This window comes from Mesorhizobium sp. CNPSo 4689, assembly GCF_057784325.1.
The window spans coordinates 38,291-56,642 of record NZ_JBWLUZ010000012.1; the positions used below are offsets into that span (position 1 = coordinate 38,291).

The window sequence follows — 18,352 nt, forward strand, 5'->3', positions numbered from 1 at the left end:
TTCAGGCCGCCTTGCCGTTGCCGAACTTTTCGATCGACCGTGCCAGTTCGACATGGCTCCTGGCGAAATCCGCCAGCGGAATGCCATCGACCGCCGCCTTCCAGGCCTGCTGCACGGCGCGCACGCCAGCGCCCGGCCCGTCCGGATGGCTGACGATGCCGCCGCCGCAAAGATAGAGGAGATCGACCGTGCGGCCGGTGCGCTGATAGGTTTCCGGCGCCTGCCCGCCCCACTGGCCGGAGCCCGCTACCGGGAGCGCACAATCATCAGGCGAAAACAGCGGCGTCGTCACCGCCTCGAAGGAGCGGATGAAGGAGTCGTCCGGCTCCCAGTATTTCGAGGCGATGCCGTTGATCTGGAACTGGTCGACGCCGAGCAGCCGCCAGAACTGCTGCCAGACCTTGAAATCCATGCCGAGACCGGGATGGCGGGTGAGGATGTCCCAGCCGTTGCGGTGGGCGTGCAGTACCAGGCCAGAGCGCTTCCTCAAGAAAGCCATGCCGCCGAAGCCGATGGAGTTGATGTTGATCACCGCGCAATTGCCGCCGGCCTTCGCCACCAGGTCGTGATTGCGCATCATCTCGTCGGGGTCGGCATGCGAGATGCCGAACGCATACATCACCTTCTTGCCGGTCTTCTGCTCATGGTCGAGGATGAGCGGCATGATCGCCTTCGCCCGCTGCGCCAGCGGCGAGTAGGCGGGGCTCATCAGCTTCTCGTCGTCCTTGATGAAATCGACGCCGGCCTCGATCAGTTCGCCCACCATCGCGGCCGTCTCATGCGGCCTCAGCCCCAGCGCCGGCTTGACGATGGTGCCGATGATCGGGCGGTCCGTTACCCCGGTCAGCCTGCGGCTGCCGGCGACGCCGAATTGCGGGCCGGGATGGGCGCCGCGATATTGCTCGGGCAGCTTCATGTCGACGATGCGGATGCCGGACAGGCCCTTGATCGAATAAGTGCCGCCAATGGCGATGGTCATCAGCGCCGCGAGGTCGGTGCCGATGGCATCGAAGGGGAAGGCGATGTCGACATCGGCGCGCTTGAACGGCCCGTTGCCCGCTTCAGGAATGGATGGCCGCTTGGCGTCGGGTAGGGGCCGTATCGCCAGCACGCGCGCCGCCACCCGCGCCTTCAACTCCTCGGTCTCCCCGGGCAGCGAAACGAAGGTGCCGGTCGACTGGTCGCTGGCGATTTTGGCCGCCAGCGCCTCGATGCTGCCTGATGTCTCTATGCGATAGGTGAGGGTTATCATGGTCCGCAGTCTCAGGCCGAGGCGTTCGAAAAAAGTTCACCGCTGCTCGAAATCTGGTATAATGAGTACATAAGTATTGCAAGCAATATCCGGCTGGACGTTTCAGCTCGGGTCGAGCGACAGCAATTCCGGGAATTGCGTCGGCGGTGTTAGATAGGGCCGGGTCAAGGGAGTGATTCGCGACGATGAACCGTTCGGAACCGATCGTCCGGCGCAAGCTTTCCGACGAAGTCTTCTTGCGGCTGAAGCGGCTGATCACCAGCGGCGAACTGATGCCGGGCGACGACATGCCCTCCGAGCGCGAGCTGATGGAGCGCTTCGAGGTCGGCCGTCCGGCGATCCGCGAGGCGATGCAGGCGCTGAGCAATATGGGGCTGGTGGCGATCTCGCATGGCGAGCGTGCCAAGGTGCTGCAGCTGACCGCCAAGTCGATCATCAAGCAGGTCGATGGCGCGGCCAAGATCATCCTGTCGTCGTCGAAGGACACGCTTGAGCACCTCAAGACTGCGCGCATCTTTTTCGAGCGTGGCATGGTCAGGGAAGCTGCCGAAAAGGCCACCGCCGAAGACGTGCAACGGCTGCGCGCCACCGTTGCCGAACAGCGGAGTTTTCGCGGCGATTCCGAAGCTTTCATATCCGCCGACATGAAGTTCCACACCCAGATCGCGGCGATTTCGGGCAACCCGATCTATGTCGCGGTCAGCGAAGCCATGCTGGGCTGGCTGAAGGAATACCACACCGAAATGCTGATCTGGACCGGCAAGGAACAGTTCACGCTGACCGAGCACGAAGAGATCATCGGCCGCATCGAGAAGAAGGATGCCGATGGCGCCGAAAAGGCGATGATCAAGCACCTCGAACGTTCGCGCGCCCTCTATGTGATGAATTCCGGCAACTAGCCGATTCGGGCGATCGCGTAAGGCGTCAGCATCAGCTGGCTTCGGCCAAGTGCTGAAATGTCGACCGGCGCGTCGTCTGCCGTCAGGTTGGCCAGCCATAGAATGGTCTCGCCCGAAGCGGTGCGGCCGGCCAGCGCCAGCACCTTGGTCTCGTCGCTTGTCCTTGCCGCCACATATGCAAGGCCAGCCAGTTCACAGAGCCCCTCGATGGCCTGGAAGATCGGCCGCGGCGATCCTTCGGCGACCGGTTCTCCGGATGCCGCGAGCACGCCGAACGGCCCGGTGAAGCTGGAAAGTGTCAGCACCCCCAGCCCGGCCGGCGCGACACGCGCTGCATAACCGATCGTCCATGCCGCCGCGAACTGGGCGGCATGGCGCGGGTCGCGATTGGCCATGGCGATGCGCTGGCCCCCGGGATTGGGCTTGGTCGCGCCGCCATAAGGGTTCTGGCGCATGGCGATCGTCGACGGCCCGATCCGGTAGGGTCTTTCTCCGAAGATCGCCCGCGCCGATTGGGTAATGAAGGGCAGCGCCTCCAGCGACTGCATGACGCTGAGATCGTCGGCGGCATGCACGATGGGGCAGGTGCAATGGGTGATGAAATCGAGCTCGTTGGCGGGAACACGCTTGCGGTTCAGCTCGGTGAAATAGCTGAACATGCCGCCCCCAAGGCGCATGTCAGGGAAGGCACGGCGCGCGGCGGCATAGACGTCTTCGAGCGGCGGGCACTCAGGCCACGCGCTGCCCGGCGGCGTCGACCGCCGGTCGACCGAGGGCGAGACGGCAATGGCATTGAGCCGCAAACCTGCCCGACGCACCATGTCGGCGACATCGGCGAGTTCGGCGTCGAGGTCGCCCGCGCAGGCGACCACGCATTCGAGCGTTGCCCGGGCCGGATAGGCGGCGGCAAGCCGAGCATGGGCATGCAAGGCTTCCAGGCCATGGCCGCGTGTTGGATCGTAGTGGAGAAGGAGTTCTTGCGGGCCGAGCTTCGACAGCATCGGCAATTGCGCGAGCGCCGACTCTACGTCCTCGGGATAGATGACCACGCCGACATCAGGGAGCCTTGGTCCGGCTTCGCCAAGCTCGACGCGGACCGGTCCGGCGTTCGCTGTCGCGGCAGCCACCTTGGTGTCGCCGGCGATGCGCAGGCTGATCGTCTGGTGCATCGGCTCGCCAGCAGGCAACACATATGGCCATGGCAATGCGAGCGGCCGCACATAGGTCTTGTAGGAGGCGTCGGACCAGTTGCGCTGATCCTCCATCTCGAACACGTCGCCTTCCATCCGGCACTCGGCGCTGACGCCCGGACGAACTTGATGCGTGATGGCGCGCATATCCTTGAAGGGCTGCCAGGGATCGATCAGCAGCGGCAGCTTCGTATCCACAACGCTGCCGTCCGTATGTTCGACCGTCACAAAACTGCCGGCGAGGCCGACGATCGGATGCAGGATGCAGAAGCCGCAGCGATTGGTCTCGAAGTCACTGTCAGGGAGGGCGTCGACGTCGAACACCAGCTCGCCGTTGGCAGAGCCTTTGATGGTGGCGCGGAAGGCGAGCCGGCTTCCGCCCGGTCCTGCGCAGCTTGCTGAATAGCTCACGGAGAAGGCGTCGGGCCGCTGGTCGATGACAAGGCCGGTCAGTTCGGGCTCATAAGTACCCCAGTCGCGATCGCGCACGATATAGGCGATGGCGCGCAGCACTTCGGTGCCGTCATGGCGGATCGTGCGCAGATTGCCGTTGACGAAGTCGGCGCTGAGCGCGCCGGCACTGAGCCGGACCGGTTCGGCTTCCACCGCTTGCGTGCCGTAGAGGTGGAACGGATCGGCAGTCATTTGAGCAAAGTGTCGAGATGGACAGATTCGCGGCTCGCGGCGCCCATATAGGCCGCCTCGACAAGTGCGAACGTCTTGAGATTGTCGGCGCCGGAGGTCGCGGGTTCGATGCCTGTCGCCAGGCAGTCGACCCAGTGCTTCTGGATCGCGACGACGCTTTCCTGGATGTTGCGCCAGGGACGCGATGCCCAGGGGAGAAGCGGCGGCGAGACGTCGCTCACCACAGTTCCGGTCTTGCCCGTGACGGTGAGCCGGTAGCCCTGCGCCAGCCGGATGGTGCCGTCGCTGCCGTCGATCTCGATCAGCGTCTCCGGGAACGGCTCGGTGGCAAGTTTCGTCGCGTAGCTGCAATCGACAACCGAAGTGGCGCCGCTGTCGTGATCCATCAGCATTGTCGCGACGTCCTCGCCCGCAATTTTTGGATTGATGCGTGCGGTTCGCGTGATGATCGCCGAGACGTCGCCCAGCAGGAAGCGGGCGATGTCGATTATGTGGATGCCGAGATCCTCGATGATGAAGCGTTTTCCGGTCGCCAGATATGGCTGCCCGGAAAACACGTCATAGGCCGAGCGGAAGGAGATCCGGCCGAAGAACGGCGTGCCGATCTCGCCGCAGTCGAGCACGGTGCGTACCGCCTGGATCGGCGACTGCCAGCGAAAATTCTCATGCACCATCAGCGGCACGCCGGCCTCCGTACAGGCCGTGACCATCGCCTTGGCGTCGGCCAGCGTCGGCGCGAACGGCTTCTGGCAGATCGCCGGAACGCGGTTGGCGGCCGCCAACTCGACCAGCGGCCGGTGGCTGCCGACGGTCGTGGCGATGTCGACGAAGTCGAGCTTTTCGATCGCAAACATCGTAGCCGCATCGGTGTAGCGCTTCGCAATGCCGAACTGGTCGCCGACGATCCTGAGCCGCTCCGGATCGCGGTCGCAGATGGCAACGATCGAAGCACCGTCGATGTCGCGCCAGCCATGCATCTGGTTGACGGCGAAGAAGCCGCAACCGATCAGCGCTCCGCGCAGTTCACCCATGCTCAGCTCACTTTCGCCATCTGCATCAGCGTCACGCGGCTTTGCAGCCGGCGCTGCGCTTGGTCGACGACAACGGCAACGATGATGACGAGGCCCTTGATCACCATCTGCCAGAACGAGCTGACCCCCATCATCACCAGTCCGTCGGACAGGATGCCGATGACGAAGGCGCCGACAATGGTACCGCCGATCGTGCCGCGCCCGCCGGACATCGAAGTGCCGCCGAGCACTGCCGCCGCAATCGCATTGAGCTCGAAGCTTTCGCCTGTCGCCGGATGCGAGGCCATCAGTTCGGACGAGATGATCAGGCCGACGATCGCCGCGCAGAAGCCGGAAAACATGTAGACGAACATCTTCACCATGTTGACGCGCACGCCCGAAATCCGCGCCGCCCGCTCATTACCGCCGACGGCGAAGATGTGCCGGCCAAGTGGCGTGTACTTTGCGAGATAGGCGGCCCCCAGGGCAACGACGATCAGGATCCAGATCGAGACCGGCAGACCGAGCAGCTTGCCGGCGCCGAGATAGCCGAAGCCGGTGGTGCCGAGCTCCGGCTTGCCGACGAGGTTGGGGAAGGTGCGACCGTCGGATGACAGCAGTGCCAGGCCGCGCGAGACATAGAGGACGCCGAGCGTGGCAATGAAGGGCGCGACGTTGAGCCTGGTGATCAGCAGCCCGTTGACCGCCCCGATCAATATGCCGACGGCAAGCGTGATCAGCGCGATCTCGACGACGTTGAAATAGATCGTGTAGCCAATCTGCAGGTCGATGCCGTTCAGCACCAGGTAGCCGGCGACCATGCCGCACAGGCCGACGATCGAGCCGACCGAGAGGTCGATGCCGCCGGTGATGATGACGAAGGTCATACCCATCGCCAGGAAGGCATTCAGCGCTACGTGCTTCGCCATCAGGATCAGGTTTGCCGCCGACAGAAAGTTCGGCGCCGCGATCGAAAAGAACACCAGCACGGCGATCAGCGCGATGAAGGTCCTGAGCTTCATCAGCGTCAAAAGCACGGAGCCGCTGGACGCGGAAGGGGCAGCCGCCTTGGCCGGAATGTCAGTCATTGGCGTTCATCTCCCTATGCCCCGCGGGTCCGTGGCCGAGCGCCGATGCGGCGACGATCGCCGCTTCCGTCGCCTCGGCGCGATCGAACATGCCGGTCAGTTTTCCGTTGCTCATCACCGCGATCCGGTCGGACAGAGCCATCACCTCGTCGAGGTCGGAGGTGGCGAAGAGGATGCCGAGCCCATCGCGCGAAAGCTTGCGCATGGTGCGGAAGACATCGGCCTTGGCGCCGACATCGATGCCGCGGCTGGGCTCGTCCATCAAAAGCACTTTCGGTCCGGTGAGCAGCGCCTTGCCTATCACCACCTTCTGCTGGTTGCCGCCCGACAGCGAGGAGACCTCCTGCGCCGGGTCGGCGACCTTGATCGCCAGTTCGCGCACCATGCCGGTCACCGCCTGTCTTTCCTCGGTGCCACGGATATGGAACAGGCGGGCGAAGCGCGACAGGCTGGCCAGCGTCAGGTTGCTGGCGACCGAAAGGATCGACACCAGCCCTTCACGCTGGCGGTCTTCAGGGATCAGCGCCAGGCCGCGCCGGATGCGCCGCGTCGTGTCGCGCTCGCGCACCTTCTTGCCGGCGATGAAGATCGAACCGGTGGAATGCGCATGACGGCCCATGATGCAGTCGAACAGTTCACTGCGTCCGGCGCCCATCAGGCCGTAGATGCCCAAGATCTCGCCGGCGCGCAGCGACAGCGAGACATGGTCGACGGCAAGTCCACCGGTCGCGCGCGGCAGGCAGATCTCTTCGGCACGGAATATTTCCTCGCCCGGCAGATGGCCGTCGGCCTTGGCGAAATCCTTGGCGTCGGAGCCGATCATCTGCCGCACGATCCACTGCGTATCGACATTCTTCATCTGCTCCTGGCCGGTGATGCGGCCGTCGCGCAGCACGGTGATGTAGTCGCCGATGCGGATCAACTCTTCCAGCCGGTGCGAGATGTAGACGATGGCGACGCCGCGCGCCTTGAGGTCGGCGATCACCTTGAACAGGATCTCGACTTCCGCCGCGCTAAGCGCCGAAGTCGGCTCGTCCATGATCAGGATGCGCGCATCGAGCGAGACCGCCTTGGCGATTTCGACCAGTTGCTGCTGGCCGATGCGCAGATCCTCGACCAGCATGTCCGGGCGGATGCCGGCCTGCAGCCGTTCGAGGAACTCTGCGGCGCGACGCTCCTGCTCCTTGCGGTCGATCTTGCGGAACCGATTGGTGATTTCGCGGGTGGCGAAAATGTTCTCGGCGACGCTCAAATTGCCGAACAGGTTCAGCTCCTGGAACACCATGCCTATGCCACGGTTCACCGCGTCGCCGGATGACGAAAACGAGACCTCTTCGCCCTCCAGTAGAATTCGCCCGGCAGTCGGCTTCTCGACGCCGGCGATCATCTTCATCAGCGTCGACTTGCCGGCACCGTTCTCGCCAACCAGCACGTTGACCGCGCCCTTGCGCACCTCGAAATTCGCATGCTTGACTGCGACGGTGCCCGAATAGACCTTTGACACAACCTCCAGCTTCAGGATGACATCGTGTTCGCCGGCCGCGCTCATGGCTTCGGCCCGATCTCTGCCTCCGCCGGCGTCACCAGCGGCAGGTCTTGGCCGCTGCCCAGCGTGTAGGCGCCGAGCACCTTGGCGCTGCGGCCTTCGAGGGACTCGCGCGGCAGCTTGGACAGCACAGTCTTGTCGGCATAGCTGTTGAACGCCTTGCCGAACTGGGCGAAGTCGATCTGGTTGGTGAAGTCGTTGAACTGGATGAAGTCGAGGCTGTCGCGCAGCGCGGTCCCCCGCACCGCCGGCCCGATCTGCACCCGCGCATCCGCCTTGCCGTCGCCATCGACGTCGACATCGATGGTCGCCGCGCGTGACTGGGTATTTGCCGCAACGGTCTTGCCCTCCAGGCGCACCGCGAAGGTCCAGGGTGAGTTTGCCTGCTTCTTCGGGTTGCCGTATTTGGCGCCAGCGGCGGCCGGATCGGCGGTGGCCAGAGCGTGCACTTCGGAGAACGGTCCGCTCTTCTGCTGCAGGTAAGGAATGACCTTCGCCGTCCAGATATCCTCAACCATCTTGTCGGGATTGAAGGCCGGTGCTGTGCCGCCGTTTTGCGCCGACGGCGTCGGCAGGATCTTGCAGGCGGTGAGCCCGAGGCCGGCCAGTCCGGCAAGAATTGGCACGGCGAAGCTCAACCAGGTCAGCTTGTTCGGCATGGCGGTCAGGAAGCACCCACGAAAATGGAGGCAAGGGACGAACCGGAGGTCCGTCCCTTGCGATTGATGTGACGCCGGCTCAGTTGGTGAGCGCGAAGGTCTCCAGCTTCTTGGCATTGTCGCCATTGACCAGCACGCAGTCCATCAACTGCTTTTCCTGGGCGGGAGATTTCTTGTTCTTGATGTAGTCGTCGGCCTGCACGACCGCCATCTGCGCCTGCGCGAAGGCGGGCTGCAGCACCGTTGCCTTGATGCCGCCGGAGGTGATGGAGTCGCGCACGTCGTTCGACCCGTCGAAGCCGACGACGATGACGTCCTTGCGGCCGGCGGCGGCAAGTGCCGCATAAGCGCCCATCGCCATCGTATCGTTGCCGGAGATCACGCCCTTGATGTCGGGGTTGGCCTGCAGGATCGATTCCATCTTGGAATAGGCTTCCGTCTGGCTCCAGTTGGCCGACTGCTGGGCAACCATTTTCAGGTCCGGATAGTCGTCGATGACATCGTGATAGCCCTTCGAGCGGATCCCGGCATTGGTGTCGGATTCCTTGCCGACCAGCTCGACGAAATTGCCCTTCTCGCCCATCAGCTTGACGAATTCCTGTGCGCCGAGCTGGGCGCCCTGGTAGTTGTTGGAGACGATCTGCGCCACGGCAACGCCGGTGGCGTTGATCTCGCGGTCGATCAGGAAGGAGGGGATACCGGCGTCCTTGGCCTTCTGCACGGCAGCGACGGTGGCGTCGGCGCCGGCATTGTCGAGGATGATCGCCTTGGCGCCGCGGCCGATCGCCGTGTCGATCAGCTCCGACTGCTTGTTGGCGTCGTCGTCATGGACCAGCACCAGTGCCTCGTAGCCGAGCTCCTTGGCCTTGGCTTCGGCGCCGACGGCTTCCGCCTTGAAGAATGGATTGTCGTGCGAGGGCGTGATGATGGCGATGAGATCCGCCGCATAGGCAGGCATAGCCGTGCCGAGCGCCAGCACGCCGGCAAAAGCCGCAAGCGTCATTCTGCGAGTGAGTTTCATGAAGTCCTCCCGTTGAAAAAACCGTGCCTTGATCGACCAAGGCCTCTGTCTGCATCGAATTTCGTCAGGCAGTGCAGGCAGCGCGTTGCTCGGGTTTGAAAAGCCGTTCGCCGGCTTTCATCCGAGCCGATCCACGCTCCCGTTCCCCGCCATCCTCCACTCGTCCCGGCTTCGATTTTCCAGCGAGGGATGATCGATCCGAGCCAGTCATTAGCTAAAGCCAACTGGTATGATGAGTCAACCACTAATTCAGATGATGTGTACTTGAGTTCATCCCTTCTCCCACAGGGGAGAAGGCAAGACGCGCCTCAGGTAATCCGCTGGATGCTCGCCGCAATCTCTTCCGGTTCGAAGACGCGCTTCCAGTCGTCGCGCATCAGCACCGGCTTGCCGAACTCGATCGCCTTGTTGCAGGCGTCCGAGAACACCCCCTTGGTCTCGCCGAAGATGACCGCGCCGAGCACGTTCATGTGGCCGAGCAGGAAGTCGAGCGCGGTTTGCCGGTCGACGCCACGCGCGACCACTTCGTCGACGGCTTCCTTCATGACGACCAGCAACGAGGCACAGACGGTCTCCGAAAGGCCGGGCTCGAGCAGAGCCATCTGTTCGACCGTCACGCGGTGCGAGCGCATCACCGGCGCCCAGATGATCCTGGCGATTTCCTCGCCCTTGGCATAGTCCTCCTCGGGCCCTTGCATCAGCGCGCTGACGAAATGCTGCTTGGCCTTGACGCCCCCGAAAAAGTCCTTCTTCGCTGCCATGTCGGTCTCGTCGTTGAAGATCGGCGGATGGCAGGGATGGGTGACGAAATAGGTCAGGTCGGGCCGCTTCGGCAGATGGCCGGCGAAGGGTGCGGCGGCATCGAGAACCACCACCATCGTGCCCGGCGCAAGCTTGCTTTCGATACTCTGCGCCACCTTGCCGATATGCGTGTCTGGAACGGCCAGGATCACGACATCGGCACCGTTCAGCGCCTCGTCGGCGCTGACCGCATCGAAGCCCAGTCCGGTCTTCAGCCGTTCGCGGCCGGCCTCGCTCACCTCGACATGGCGTATCGTGTAGGGCGATCCGCGAAAATTGGTCGACAGGCGGTAGCCCATTTTCCCGCCGGCACCGAACAGCGCAATCGTTGTCATCTGGTCCACTACTCCTGATCTCTGCGGCGACGGGTCTCGCCTGTCGTCAACTTATCAACTGGTATAATCACACTACCAGATTTTGGCAATCGGGTAGCGGTAAATGCGGTGCCTGTCATGACTGCCGCGCTGCTGTCTGGGCGGTGGCAGCGTCGTTGTTGCCGGTGGGATCGGCAGCTGATCGCCGCACCATCGCCTGCCGGCCCGCCAACGCCAGCACGAAGATGACGACGATGCCTTGCACGATGTCCTGCGCGCCGGGCGGCAGGCCGATGATCTGCATGGTGGTGACGATCAGGATGAGCAGGATGCTGGCGAACAAGGTGCCGACGGCCGTCGCCGAACCGCCGAAGATCAGCGTTCCGCCGAGCACCACCGCGGCGATCGACTGCAGGAGATAGGGCTGACCCATCTCCAGGAAGGCGCCACCAATATAGGCGCCGAGCAGCAGCCCGTTGAGCGAGGCCAGCACCGAGGAGATGATGAAGGCCGCCGCGATCACCCTTCCATTCCTGATCGCGGCGAGCCGGGCGGCGGCGCGGTTCTGGCCGACCGCCGACAGCAACTGCCCGAACACCGTGTAGCGCAGCACCAAGGAGGTCGCCGCCACGCCGAGGATCGCGATGATGGCCATGATCGGCACGCCGGAGACGCGGCCGCTCGCCAGCGTCTTCAGCGCCGGGCTGACGGCGAAGCCCGGTATCGCCCGGTTCGACAGCAGCGTCGCCGTCGCCAGCACATAGCCGGTCGCCAGCGTGGCGATGATCGCCGGAATGCCGAGCCCGACGACCAGCAGCGAATTCAGCACACCGACGGCAAGGCCGAGCAGGATGGCGGCGGCGACGCCGATAGCGAGATTGGCATCCTGCCCCTTGATGGTCAGCAGCGCCACGAAGGCGCTGAGCGTGATCACCGAGGCGACGGAGAGGTCGATATTGCCGCGCCCGGTCGTCACCACGAACATCTGGCCGATGCCGACGATGGTCAGGAAGGACGCCGACAGCATGATGCCGGACAGGCTGGACAGGCTGAAGCGGTTGGTGACGACCGACAGAACGAGCCACAGAAGCAGCACGCCGATCGCCGCCCAGATCCAACGGTTCCTCTGCGCCCAGATACTGAAGGTGGTCAGAGCGTTCATTGTTCGCTCCTGCGGTCGGCGGTCAGGCTGCGCAGCGTCAAGAGCGCGATCAGGATCAGGCCTTGCGTGGCGGCGTTGTAGTCGCTGCTGACGTTGAGCGTGCCGAGCAGCGCGCCGATCAGCGACAACGTCATCGCGCCGGCGATGGCCCCGACCGGCGAGATGATGCCGCCGAGCAGCGAGCAGCCGCCCATCACCACGGCGGCGACGCTGAGCAGCGTGAACGAATTGCCGGAGTTGATGTCGCTCGCGGTGTTGATCGCCGTCAGCGACAGGCCGGCGGCACCCGCGAACAGCCCGGCGATGAGATAGCGTACCAGCGCGTAGCGCGTCGGCGACCAGCCCGAGCGGATCATCGCCGTCGGGTTGTTGCCGAAGCCGCGCAGCACCACGCCGAGCGGCAGCCGGTCGATGACCAACACGATCAGCGCGACGGCGGCGATGAGGATGATCGAGGTCGGCATGAAGCCGACCGACCAGCCGAACAGCGTCGTCAGCCAGTCGGGGCTGGCGCCGCCCGGCGTCGGCTGCAGCGCATAGCCGATCCCAACCCATATGAAGGAAGCGCCGAGCGTGACAACGATGGCTGGGATCTTGCGCGCCTGGATCAGGCCGCCGAGCCCGGCATAGGCGGCGAGCGCGGCCGCCAGCGCCAGCGCGCCGAGCCATGGCTGGTCGTAGAGCAGCGTGGCGCTGAGCACGCTGACCAGCCCGGCAAAGGCGCCGACGCCAAGGTCGATCTCGCTGCCGCCGACGATGAACATCTGCGCCGCCGTCACCAGCACCAGCGACAGCGCCGGCATCAGGAGCAGGTCGAGGCCGAAGATCGAGGCGACCGCCGGATTGGCCGAGATCATGATGCCCAGCACCGCGGCAAGCCCGATGAAGGGTGCCGCGTTCACCAGCCACCGGGCAAGTCCGGCAGCCGTCGGCACCTTTGGCCCGGCGTCGGCGAGCTTGTCCGTCGGTTGGGTGAAGGAGGCGCCGACGATCGCCGATTCCGTGATCGCTTCGCCCGAAAGTTCCCGCACGATGCGTCCGCCGGCAAAGACCAGCACCCGGTCGCAGGCGAGCAGTTCGGCGTCCTCGGTCGTGTGCCAGACCAGTGTGCGGCCGCCGCGCGCGATCTCGTTGCAGAGCCGATAAAAGTCCTGCTTGGTGGCGATGTCGACGCCGCGCGTCGGATCGTCGAGCAGGACGATCGGCGCATCGGCGACCAGCGCCCTCGCGACCAGCGCCTTCTGCTGATTGCCGCCGCTGAGTTCGGTGATGTTGGACTGGAAGCGCTTGTCGTCTAGCCGCAGCTTGCTGGCGGCGCCGCTCGCCGTATCGCGGTTGGCGCGCTCCGAAACCAGGCCGAGTGCCGGGCGGCGGGCAAGCGCGCCGATGCTGATGTTTGAAAGCACACTCCACAGCGGGAAGACGCCTTCCTTCTGCCGGTCGCCGGCGATGAAGCTCGCCTCGGCGCGCCTCACGACCGCTGCATCGTGCTTGCGGCCGGTGCCGAAGATCGCGTGCAGCAATTCCTTCTGGCCGCTGCCCTCGAGCCCGGCCAGGCCGACGATCTCGCCGCGCACGATGTCGATGTCGTGGCCGAGTTCCGCCGTCAGCGGGCCGGAGAGCCGCACCAGCACATCCTGGGAGGATGCGGCGGAGACGCTATGCTGGTGAACCGGATTGGCGTCGCCGCCCATCAGCTGCACCAGCCCGGCGATCGAAGCGTCCGCGACCTTGCCCTGCCAGGCGGTGCGGCCGTTGCGCAGCACCACGATTTCGGTGGCGATGTCGATGATCTCCTGCAACTTGTGGCTGATGAAGATGAAGGCGAGCCCGGCCTTCGCCCGCTCGCGGACGAAGGCGCGCAACTGCTTCGAGCGGTCGAGGTCGAGCGAGGAGGTCGGCTCGTCGAGCACGATCAGCTTGACGCCGGGCGTTGCCGCGGCGCGCGCGATCTCAACCATCTGCCGTTCGGCGATGGAGAGGTGGTCGACCTCGGCGTCGGCATCGATGCCGTTGCCGGGAAAGACCGCGTCGAGCGCCGCGCGGGCACGGGTGCGATAGAGCGCCCGCCAGCCGGGCCGGCTGGCCGCTTCGCCCGGTGTTTCGAGGAAGAAATTCTCGGCGACCGAGAGGTTGGCGCAGAGCGACAGTTCCTGGTGCACCATGCGGATGCCGCGCCGCTGCGCCTCGTTGGTGTCGTAGCCGGTGAAATCCAGCTCCTCGCCGGCGAACGAAATTGACCCAAGCGTCGGCCACATCGCGCCGCACAGGATGCGCATCAGCGTGGATTTGCCGGCGCCGTTGCCGCCGACCAATCCGATCACGTCACCGGCGCTGACGGAAAGATCGATGCCCGCATTGGCGAGCGTCGGCCCGAAACTCTTGGTGATCCGGCTGAGCGAGACGACGCTTGGCCGGGCAGGAGCGGCAGGCACCGTGGAGGCGGCATCATCCTGATCGGCAACGGCAAGCTGGGACATTCGTCCTCCGTTTTCTTCGACGGCAAGATCGGGCGCGGCCTAGAGCAATTCCAGGAAAAGTGCGTAGCGGTTTTCCGTCCGGAATTGCGTAAAACCAAATACCTGGAGCGGGCCAGCGATAAAAGCTGAACCGCTCCAGGCCAGCGCCCGATCCGTGGTCTGGTCGCGTTACTTGCTGAGCAGGTTCTGCTTCACCCAGTCCAGCGAATAGCTCGGGCTGATGATCTGGCCGCCCGGCAGCTTCGCATACTCCTTGAGGTTGCTGGCATCGACCGTGGCCACCGGCATGATCATCAGCTTCGGCGCCTGCGCGCCTTTCAGCAGCGACAGGCCGAGCCAGAAGGCGGCGCCGCCGATGCCGGGCGTCGTGTTCATCGATACGGTCTGGTAGCCATTTTTGGCGTTCTCGTCGGCCCACCATTTGACGAAATCGGTGCCGCCGCCGCCTTCGATGATCGGCATCTTGCCCGTATAGTCGCCGCCATACTGAACGAAGGCCTGGGCGATGCCGACATCGTCGCTGCCGCCCTGGCCGAGCACGGCATCGACATGCGGCAGCGAGGGCAGCACGTTGGCGATTGCCGCCTGCGCCACCGAAGCGGTCGCCTGGCCATAGACGGTGGCCACCACCTTGATATCAGGGTATTTCGCCAGCACCGACTGCTGCGCGTTGAACATGTCGTTGTCGGGCGCCGAGCCCTTCACGCCGCGCACCTGGATGACGTTGCCCTTGCCGCCGAGCATCTTGAACACGGCTTCGGCCTGGGTCGCCTTGTAGCCCTTGAAGTCGAAATTGAGCTGGTAGTTGCAGGGCGCAGAGGCGACCGAATCGAAGGAGACGACGATGATGCCGGCCTTACAGGCCTTTTCGATGATGCCGTTGACCGCGGTCTCCGAGGCGGCGTCGACGGCGAGCACGTCGACCTTCTTCAGGATCAATTCGGCGATCTGGCTGTTCTGCTGCGCGACCGAGCCGTCGCCGTTCATGACGATGTAGTCGGCGATCTGCCCGGCGGCCTTGGCTTCCTTGGCCGAGGCTTCGAACGCTTCCACCATCTGGTGACGCCAGGTGTTGCCGTAATAGGCATTGGTCAGCGCGATGACCGGCTTGTCCGACGATGCCATTGCCGGCAGCACGCACACACTCGCCAGCGCGGCGCTGGCAAGCGCCGCCACGATTGTAGACTTCATGATATTTCCTCCCAAAAACACCGGCCAGCATGGCCGGCTCGCCTGCCATTCCGTTGTAGCGTCCCTTCCGGAGGACGCCATACCAGCTACATGTTATACCAGCATACCAAATAGGCAAGCGGGTACCGGAACTTCATTCGACGCGGTGTCGAGAGCGAAGCGGCCTGTCAGTTTCCGTGTTTGCCCATAACCAGTCGGGAGGATCGCTTCCCGTTCCGGCTCCTCCTCCGGCAACCACATTCGCGGGCGCATGGCATCTCGGCGCGCGATCATATATGGACGTTAGGTCATCATATATGTAATGTCAATCGGTGAAGGGACCTTGTCTATCGAGGCGACTCGGGATCGATATGCCGAGTGATCACGGAGGTGGCTGATGGAGCCGGTCCAGAAGAAGAAGCTGTATGTCGAAGTGCTGGACCGACTGATGGCGGCAATCTCGACCTCCGAGTTCCCGCCCGGCTCTCAATTGCCGTCGGAAAAGGAGCTGATGACGATGATCGGCGTAGGGCGGCCGTCGATCCGGGAGGCGATGCTGACGCTGCAGCAGATGGGGCTCATCAGGATTTCGCACGGAGAACGTGCCCGGGTGATCAACCCGACGCCCGAGGTGATCGTCGATCAGGTCTCGGCGGCGATGGTCATGATGCTGGCGACGAACTCTCGTGGCCTCGAAGAACTCAAGGAAGTCAGGCTCTTGCTGGAAACCGGCCTTGTCCGCATAGCCACGCGACGCGCCACGGCCAGGAGCCTGGAACGGCTTGCCGAGACGCTGCGACATTTGCGGGACGCGAAGGGCGACCAGGCGCGATTTGTGGCCGCCGACATGGAGTTCCACGCGGTCATCGCCGAGATGAGCGGCAATTCGATGATCGCGGCGGTGGTGAAGGGAATGCTCGAGTGGTTGTCCCGGTTCAAGCGCGACCTTGTGGCGGTGAAGGGTGCCGAGCGTCTGACGGTCGAGGAGCACGAGCGGATCTACAAGGCGATCGCCGGCGGCGATGCCGAAGGCGCCAGCGTCGCCATGGCCGAGCACATTGGCCGCGCCAATGAGCTGTATTCGAAGCTGGCCGGCGGCGGAGCCGGCTGAATAGCCGGGTCGCAAAAAATTCTGTCCGCAAAAAGTCATATGATGACATGATGTCTTTTTGGTGCTAACCCTCGCCTATGATCGAGGCCGTTTTGCAAGCGTTCGGTGAACCTGCGCCATCGTCGCACCGTCAAGGCAAATGGGAGAGAAGCAAATGACAACATCCGTGGCGTTGCTTGGGGCGGGAGGCAAGATGGGCTTCCGCGTGACGCGCAAGCTGATCGAAGCGGGCTACGATGTCCGTGCCGTCGAAGTCGGCGATGCGGGCCGCAAGCGTCTGGCGGAGGCCGACATCAAAGCCATCGCCATGGAGAATGGCATTCCCGGCGCCAAGGTCGTGGTGATGGCCCTGCCGGACAACATCATCGGCCAGGTGGCGCGGCAGATCTCGCCGATGCTGGCCAAAGGCACCATGCTGCTCATCCTTGATGCCGCAGCACCTTACGCCGGCGACCTGCCGAGGGATCGTCCGGATCTGACCTATTTTGTCGGCCATCCCTGCCATCCGCCTTTGTTCGGCGACGAGACGGAGTGGGCGGCCCGCCGCGACTATCATGGCGGCATTGCCAGGCAGTCGATCGTCTGCGCCCTGATGCAAGGCCCGGAAGAGCACTACGCGCTTGGCGAGGAGGTGTGCAAGGCGATGTGGTCGCCGATCATCGACAGCCACCGCGTCACCATCGAGCAGCTGGCGATCCTCGAGCCCGGCCTGTCCGAAATGGTGGCCATGCCCTTCGTCGACACCATGGTCGAGGCTGTCGAGGAGTGCGAGCGCAAGTACGGCATTCCCAGAAAGGCCGCCCTCGACTTTCTGATCGGCCATCTCAATGTCGAGATCGCCATGTGGTTCGGCTTCTCTCCGAAAGTGCCATCCGATGCCGCACTGCGCCTGATGCGGTTCGCCAAGGGCGTCGTGGTCCGTGACGACTGGCGCGAGGCGCTGTCGCCGGCCAAGGTCAAGGAAGCATCGGAACTGATCGTCTATGGCAAGGGAGCCTGAGCGCTGCCTTCGACGCCACGCACCATATCGGTCTCGACCGTACTCTTCGATGGCTATTCCATGGAACTGGCCGTCGAGGAAATTGCGGCGGCCGGTGCCACCCACGTCGAACCGGCCTTCATTCGCGGCTATGTCGATTTCGATGAAAGCATATTTACCGACAGCAAGGCGTCGAGACTGCGTCAGACGGCGGAGAATGCCGGGCTTGGGATCAATGCCGTGTCTGCCCATCTCGACTTGTCGGGGCCCGATGCGGTGGATGCGTTGTCGCGGCGCGTCGCCTTTGCCACGGGTCTTGGTGCATCCTTCCTGATCACCAATGCCGGCCCGATGATGAACCGGGCGGCTATCCGTCGAGCAATCGATGCCGTTCTGCCGAGGCTGGAGCGAGCCGATATCGTTCTGGCGCTCGAAAACCCCGGACATGGTAGTGGCGATTTGCTCGGCAGCGCTGCATCGGGGGCAGGCTTCATCCGCGAAATCGGTTCGCCGCATGTCCGGCTGAACCACGACGCCGGCAACGTCTTCACCTATAGCGGCGAGATCCTGCAGCCGGCGCAGGATATAGCGGCGGCCATCGACATTGTCGGTCATGCCCATCTGAAGGATGTTGTCAGCACCGGGGCAGGGTGGACATTCTGTGCCGTCGGCGACGGCTCGGTCGGCTACAAACCTTACTGGGCAATCCTGCCGGCGACGCTCCCGGTCAGCATCGAACTGCCGCTGCGACTGGAGCGCCCGCGGCGCCACGATCCCCAGCGCCTGAAGACACCTGTCGACATCGCGAGCATTCGCGGCGCCCTGCGACGATCGCTGGATTTCGTCAACGCACTGGAGACCGCGAAGTGCCGCGATGTCTGAATCCCGAATGTTCGGAGCCCCGGAAAGGTCCTTCTTCGCCGCCATGTCGGCCTCGTCGTTGAAGATCGGCGGATGGCAGGGATGGGTGGGGCCGCCCTGCCGTTGAGGCGGTGGCATCGTCGTTGCCGGCTGGATCGGCAGCC

General features: G+C 64.1%; 15 protein-coding genes. 4 read left to right on the forward strand and 11 right to left on the reverse strand.

What is annotated here, in order from left to right:
- Position 1 precedes the first annotated feature (1 nt).
- Positions 2–1,252: a 3-oxo-isoapionate-4-phosphate decarboxylase OiaX gene (gene oiaX / locus AC04SI_RS17680; RefSeq protein ID WP_404281146.1), complete on the reverse strand. Its 1,251-nt coding sequence runs from the start codon at positions 1,250–1,252 to the stop codon at positions 2–4.
- A 185-nt stretch (positions 1,253–1,437) separates the two neighbouring features.
- On the opposite strand from oiaX, the gene AC04SI_RS17685 reads away from it, so the two are divergent.
- Positions 1,438–2,151: a transcriptional regulator NanR gene (locus AC04SI_RS17685; RefSeq protein ID WP_404281148.1), complete on the forward strand. Its 714-nt coding sequence runs from the start codon at positions 1,438–1,440 to the stop codon at positions 2,149–2,151.
- Here the strand turns inward: AC04SI_RS17685 and apnL are convergent.
- The 10 genes from apnL to AC04SI_RS17735 all read right to left on the reverse strand — a co-directional run bounded on the left by apnL (position 2,148) and on the right by AC04SI_RS17735 (position 15,258).
- Positions 2,148–3,986, reverse strand: a complete 1,839-nt coding sequence (gene apnL, locus AC04SI_RS17690) for a D-apionate lactonase (RefSeq protein ID WP_404281150.1) — start codon at positions 3,984–3,986, stop codon at positions 2,148–2,150. The two genes, AC04SI_RS17685 and apnL, sit on opposite strands and share 4 nt — an antisense overlap.
- Positions 3,983–5,017 carry a Gfo/Idh/MocA family protein gene (locus tag AC04SI_RS17695; protein ID WP_404281152.1) on the reverse strand — a complete coding sequence of 345 codons (1,035 nt, stop codon included), beginning with the start codon at positions 5,015–5,017 and terminating at the stop codon, positions 3,983–3,985. The genes apnL and AC04SI_RS17695 overlap by 4 nt, the downstream gene beginning before the upstream one ends.
- A 2-nt stretch (positions 5,018–5,019) precedes the next feature.
- A complete protein-coding gene (locus AC04SI_RS17700) occupies positions 5,020–6,084 on the reverse strand; it encodes an ABC transporter permease (protein WP_404281154.1) in 1,065 nt (354 codons plus the stop codon).
- On the reverse strand, positions 6,077–7,633 hold the full coding sequence (locus AC04SI_RS17705; RefSeq protein WP_404281156.1) for a sugar ABC transporter ATP-binding protein: 1,557 nt from the start codon (positions 7,631–7,633) through the stop codon (positions 6,077–6,079). The genes AC04SI_RS17700 and AC04SI_RS17705 overlap by 8 nt, the downstream gene beginning before the upstream one ends.
- Positions 7,630–8,289 carry a DUF2291 family protein gene (locus AC04SI_RS17710; RefSeq protein ID WP_404281158.1) on the reverse strand — a complete coding sequence of 220 codons (660 nt, stop codon included), beginning with the start codon at positions 8,287–8,289 and terminating at the stop codon, positions 7,630–7,632. Before AC04SI_RS17710 ends, AC04SI_RS17705 begins: the two co-directional genes overlap by 4 nt.
- 79 nt (positions 8,290–8,368) lie before the next feature.
- Positions 8,369–9,310 (reverse strand): D-ribose ABC transporter substrate-binding protein, encoded by a 942-nt coding sequence (locus AC04SI_RS17715; RefSeq protein WP_404281160.1) that lies wholly within the window; start codon positions 9,308–9,310, stop codon positions 8,369–8,371.
- A 308-nt stretch (positions 9,311–9,618) separates the two neighbouring features.
- Positions 9,619–10,446 carry a phosphogluconate dehydrogenase C-terminal domain-containing protein gene (locus AC04SI_RS17720; RefSeq protein WP_404281162.1) on the reverse strand — a complete coding sequence of 276 codons (828 nt, stop codon included), beginning with the start codon at positions 10,444–10,446 and terminating at the stop codon, positions 9,619–9,621.
- Between the two features lie 115 nt (positions 10,447–10,561).
- Entirely contained in the window at positions 10,562–11,587 is a 1,026-nt protein-coding gene (locus tag AC04SI_RS17725) for an ABC transporter permease (RefSeq protein WP_404281164.1), read from the reverse strand.
- Positions 11,584–14,067, reverse strand: a complete 2,484-nt coding sequence (locus AC04SI_RS17730; RefSeq protein WP_404281165.1) for an ATP-binding cassette domain-containing protein — start codon at positions 14,065–14,067, stop codon at positions 11,584–11,586. Before AC04SI_RS17730 ends, AC04SI_RS17725 begins: the two co-directional genes overlap by 4 nt.
- 168 nt (positions 14,068–14,235) lie before the next feature.
- Entirely contained in the window at positions 14,236–15,258 is a 1,023-nt protein-coding gene (locus tag AC04SI_RS17735; RefSeq protein WP_488474577.1) for a substrate-binding domain-containing protein, read from the reverse strand.
- Between the two features lie 376 nt (positions 15,259–15,634).
- Here AC04SI_RS17735 and nanR point away from each other — a divergent pair, with 376 nt between their 5' ends.
- The 3 genes from nanR to AC04SI_RS17750 all read left to right on the forward strand — a co-directional run bounded on the left by nanR (position 15,635) and on the right by AC04SI_RS17750 (position 18,209).
- The gene (nanR, locus tag AC04SI_RS17740; RefSeq protein ID WP_488474578.1) at positions 15,635–16,348 is read left to right on the forward strand and encodes a transcriptional regulator NanR; all 714 of its coding nucleotides are present in this window, start codon (positions 15,635–15,637) and stop codon (positions 16,346–16,348) included.
- A gap of 154 nt (positions 16,349–16,502) precedes the next feature.
- Entirely contained in the window at positions 16,503–17,348 is an 846-nt protein-coding gene (locus tag AC04SI_RS17745; RefSeq protein WP_404281171.1) for a phosphogluconate dehydrogenase C-terminal domain-containing protein, read from the forward strand.
- A gap of 60 nt (positions 17,349–17,408) precedes the next feature.
- Positions 17,409–18,209, forward strand: a complete 801-nt coding sequence (locus tag AC04SI_RS17750; protein WP_404281173.1) for a sugar phosphate isomerase/epimerase family protein — start codon at positions 17,409–17,411, stop codon at positions 18,207–18,209.
- Positions 18,210–18,352: the final 143 nt, after the last annotated feature.

Excerpts from the sequence above, each read along its gene's own strand:
- oiaX (WP_404281146.1), bottom strand. The coding sequence starts at position 1,252 with ATGATAACCCTCACCTATCGCATAGAGACATCAGGCAGCATCGAGGCG.
- AC04SI_RS17685 (WP_404281148.1), top strand. The coding sequence starts at position 1,438 with ATGAACCGTTCGGAACCGATCGTCCGGCGCAAGCTTTCCGACGAAGTC.
- apnL (WP_404281150.1), bottom strand. The coding sequence starts at position 3,986 with ATGACTGCCGATCCGTTCCACCTCTACGGCACGCAAGCGGTGGAAGCC.
- AC04SI_RS17695 (WP_404281152.1), bottom strand. The coding sequence starts at position 5,017 with ATGGGTGAACTGCGCGGAGCGCTGATCGGTTGCGGCTTCTTCGCCGTC.
- AC04SI_RS17700 (WP_404281154.1), bottom strand. The coding sequence starts at position 6,084 with ATGACTGACATTCCGGCCAAGGCGGCTGCCCCTTCCGCGTCCAGCGGC.
- AC04SI_RS17705 (WP_404281156.1), bottom strand. The coding sequence starts at position 7,633 with ATGAGCGCGGCCGGCGAACACGATGTCATCCTGAAGCTGGAGGTTGTG.
- AC04SI_RS17710 (WP_404281158.1), bottom strand. The coding sequence starts at position 8,289 with ATGCCGAACAAGCTGACCTGGTTGAGCTTCGCCGTGCCAATTCTTGCC.
- AC04SI_RS17715 (WP_404281160.1), bottom strand. The coding sequence starts at position 9,310 with ATGAAACTCACTCGCAGAATGACGCTTGCGGCTTTTGCCGGCGTGCTG.
- AC04SI_RS17720 (WP_404281162.1), bottom strand. The coding sequence starts at position 10,446 with ATGACAACGATTGCGCTGTTCGGTGCCGGCGGGAAAATGGGCTACCGC.
- AC04SI_RS17725 (WP_404281164.1), bottom strand. The coding sequence starts at position 11,587 with ATGAACGCTCTGACCACCTTCAGTATCTGGGCGCAGAGGAACCGTTGG.
- AC04SI_RS17730 (WP_404281165.1), bottom strand. The coding sequence starts at position 14,067 with ATGTCCCAGCTTGCCGTTGCCGATCAGGATGATGCCGCCTCCACGGTG.
- AC04SI_RS17735 (WP_488474577.1), bottom strand. The coding sequence starts at position 15,258 with ATGAAGTCTACAATCGTGGCGGCGCTTGCCAGCGCCGCGCTGGCGAGT.
- nanR (WP_488474578.1), top strand. The coding sequence starts at position 15,635 with ATGGAGCCGGTCCAGAAGAAGAAGCTGTATGTCGAAGTGCTGGACCGA.
- AC04SI_RS17745 (WP_404281171.1), top strand. The coding sequence starts at position 16,503 with ATGACAACATCCGTGGCGTTGCTTGGGGCGGGAGGCAAGATGGGCTTC.
- AC04SI_RS17750 (WP_404281173.1), top strand. The coding sequence starts at position 17,409 with ATGGAACTGGCCGTCGAGGAAATTGCGGCGGCCGGTGCCACCCACGTC.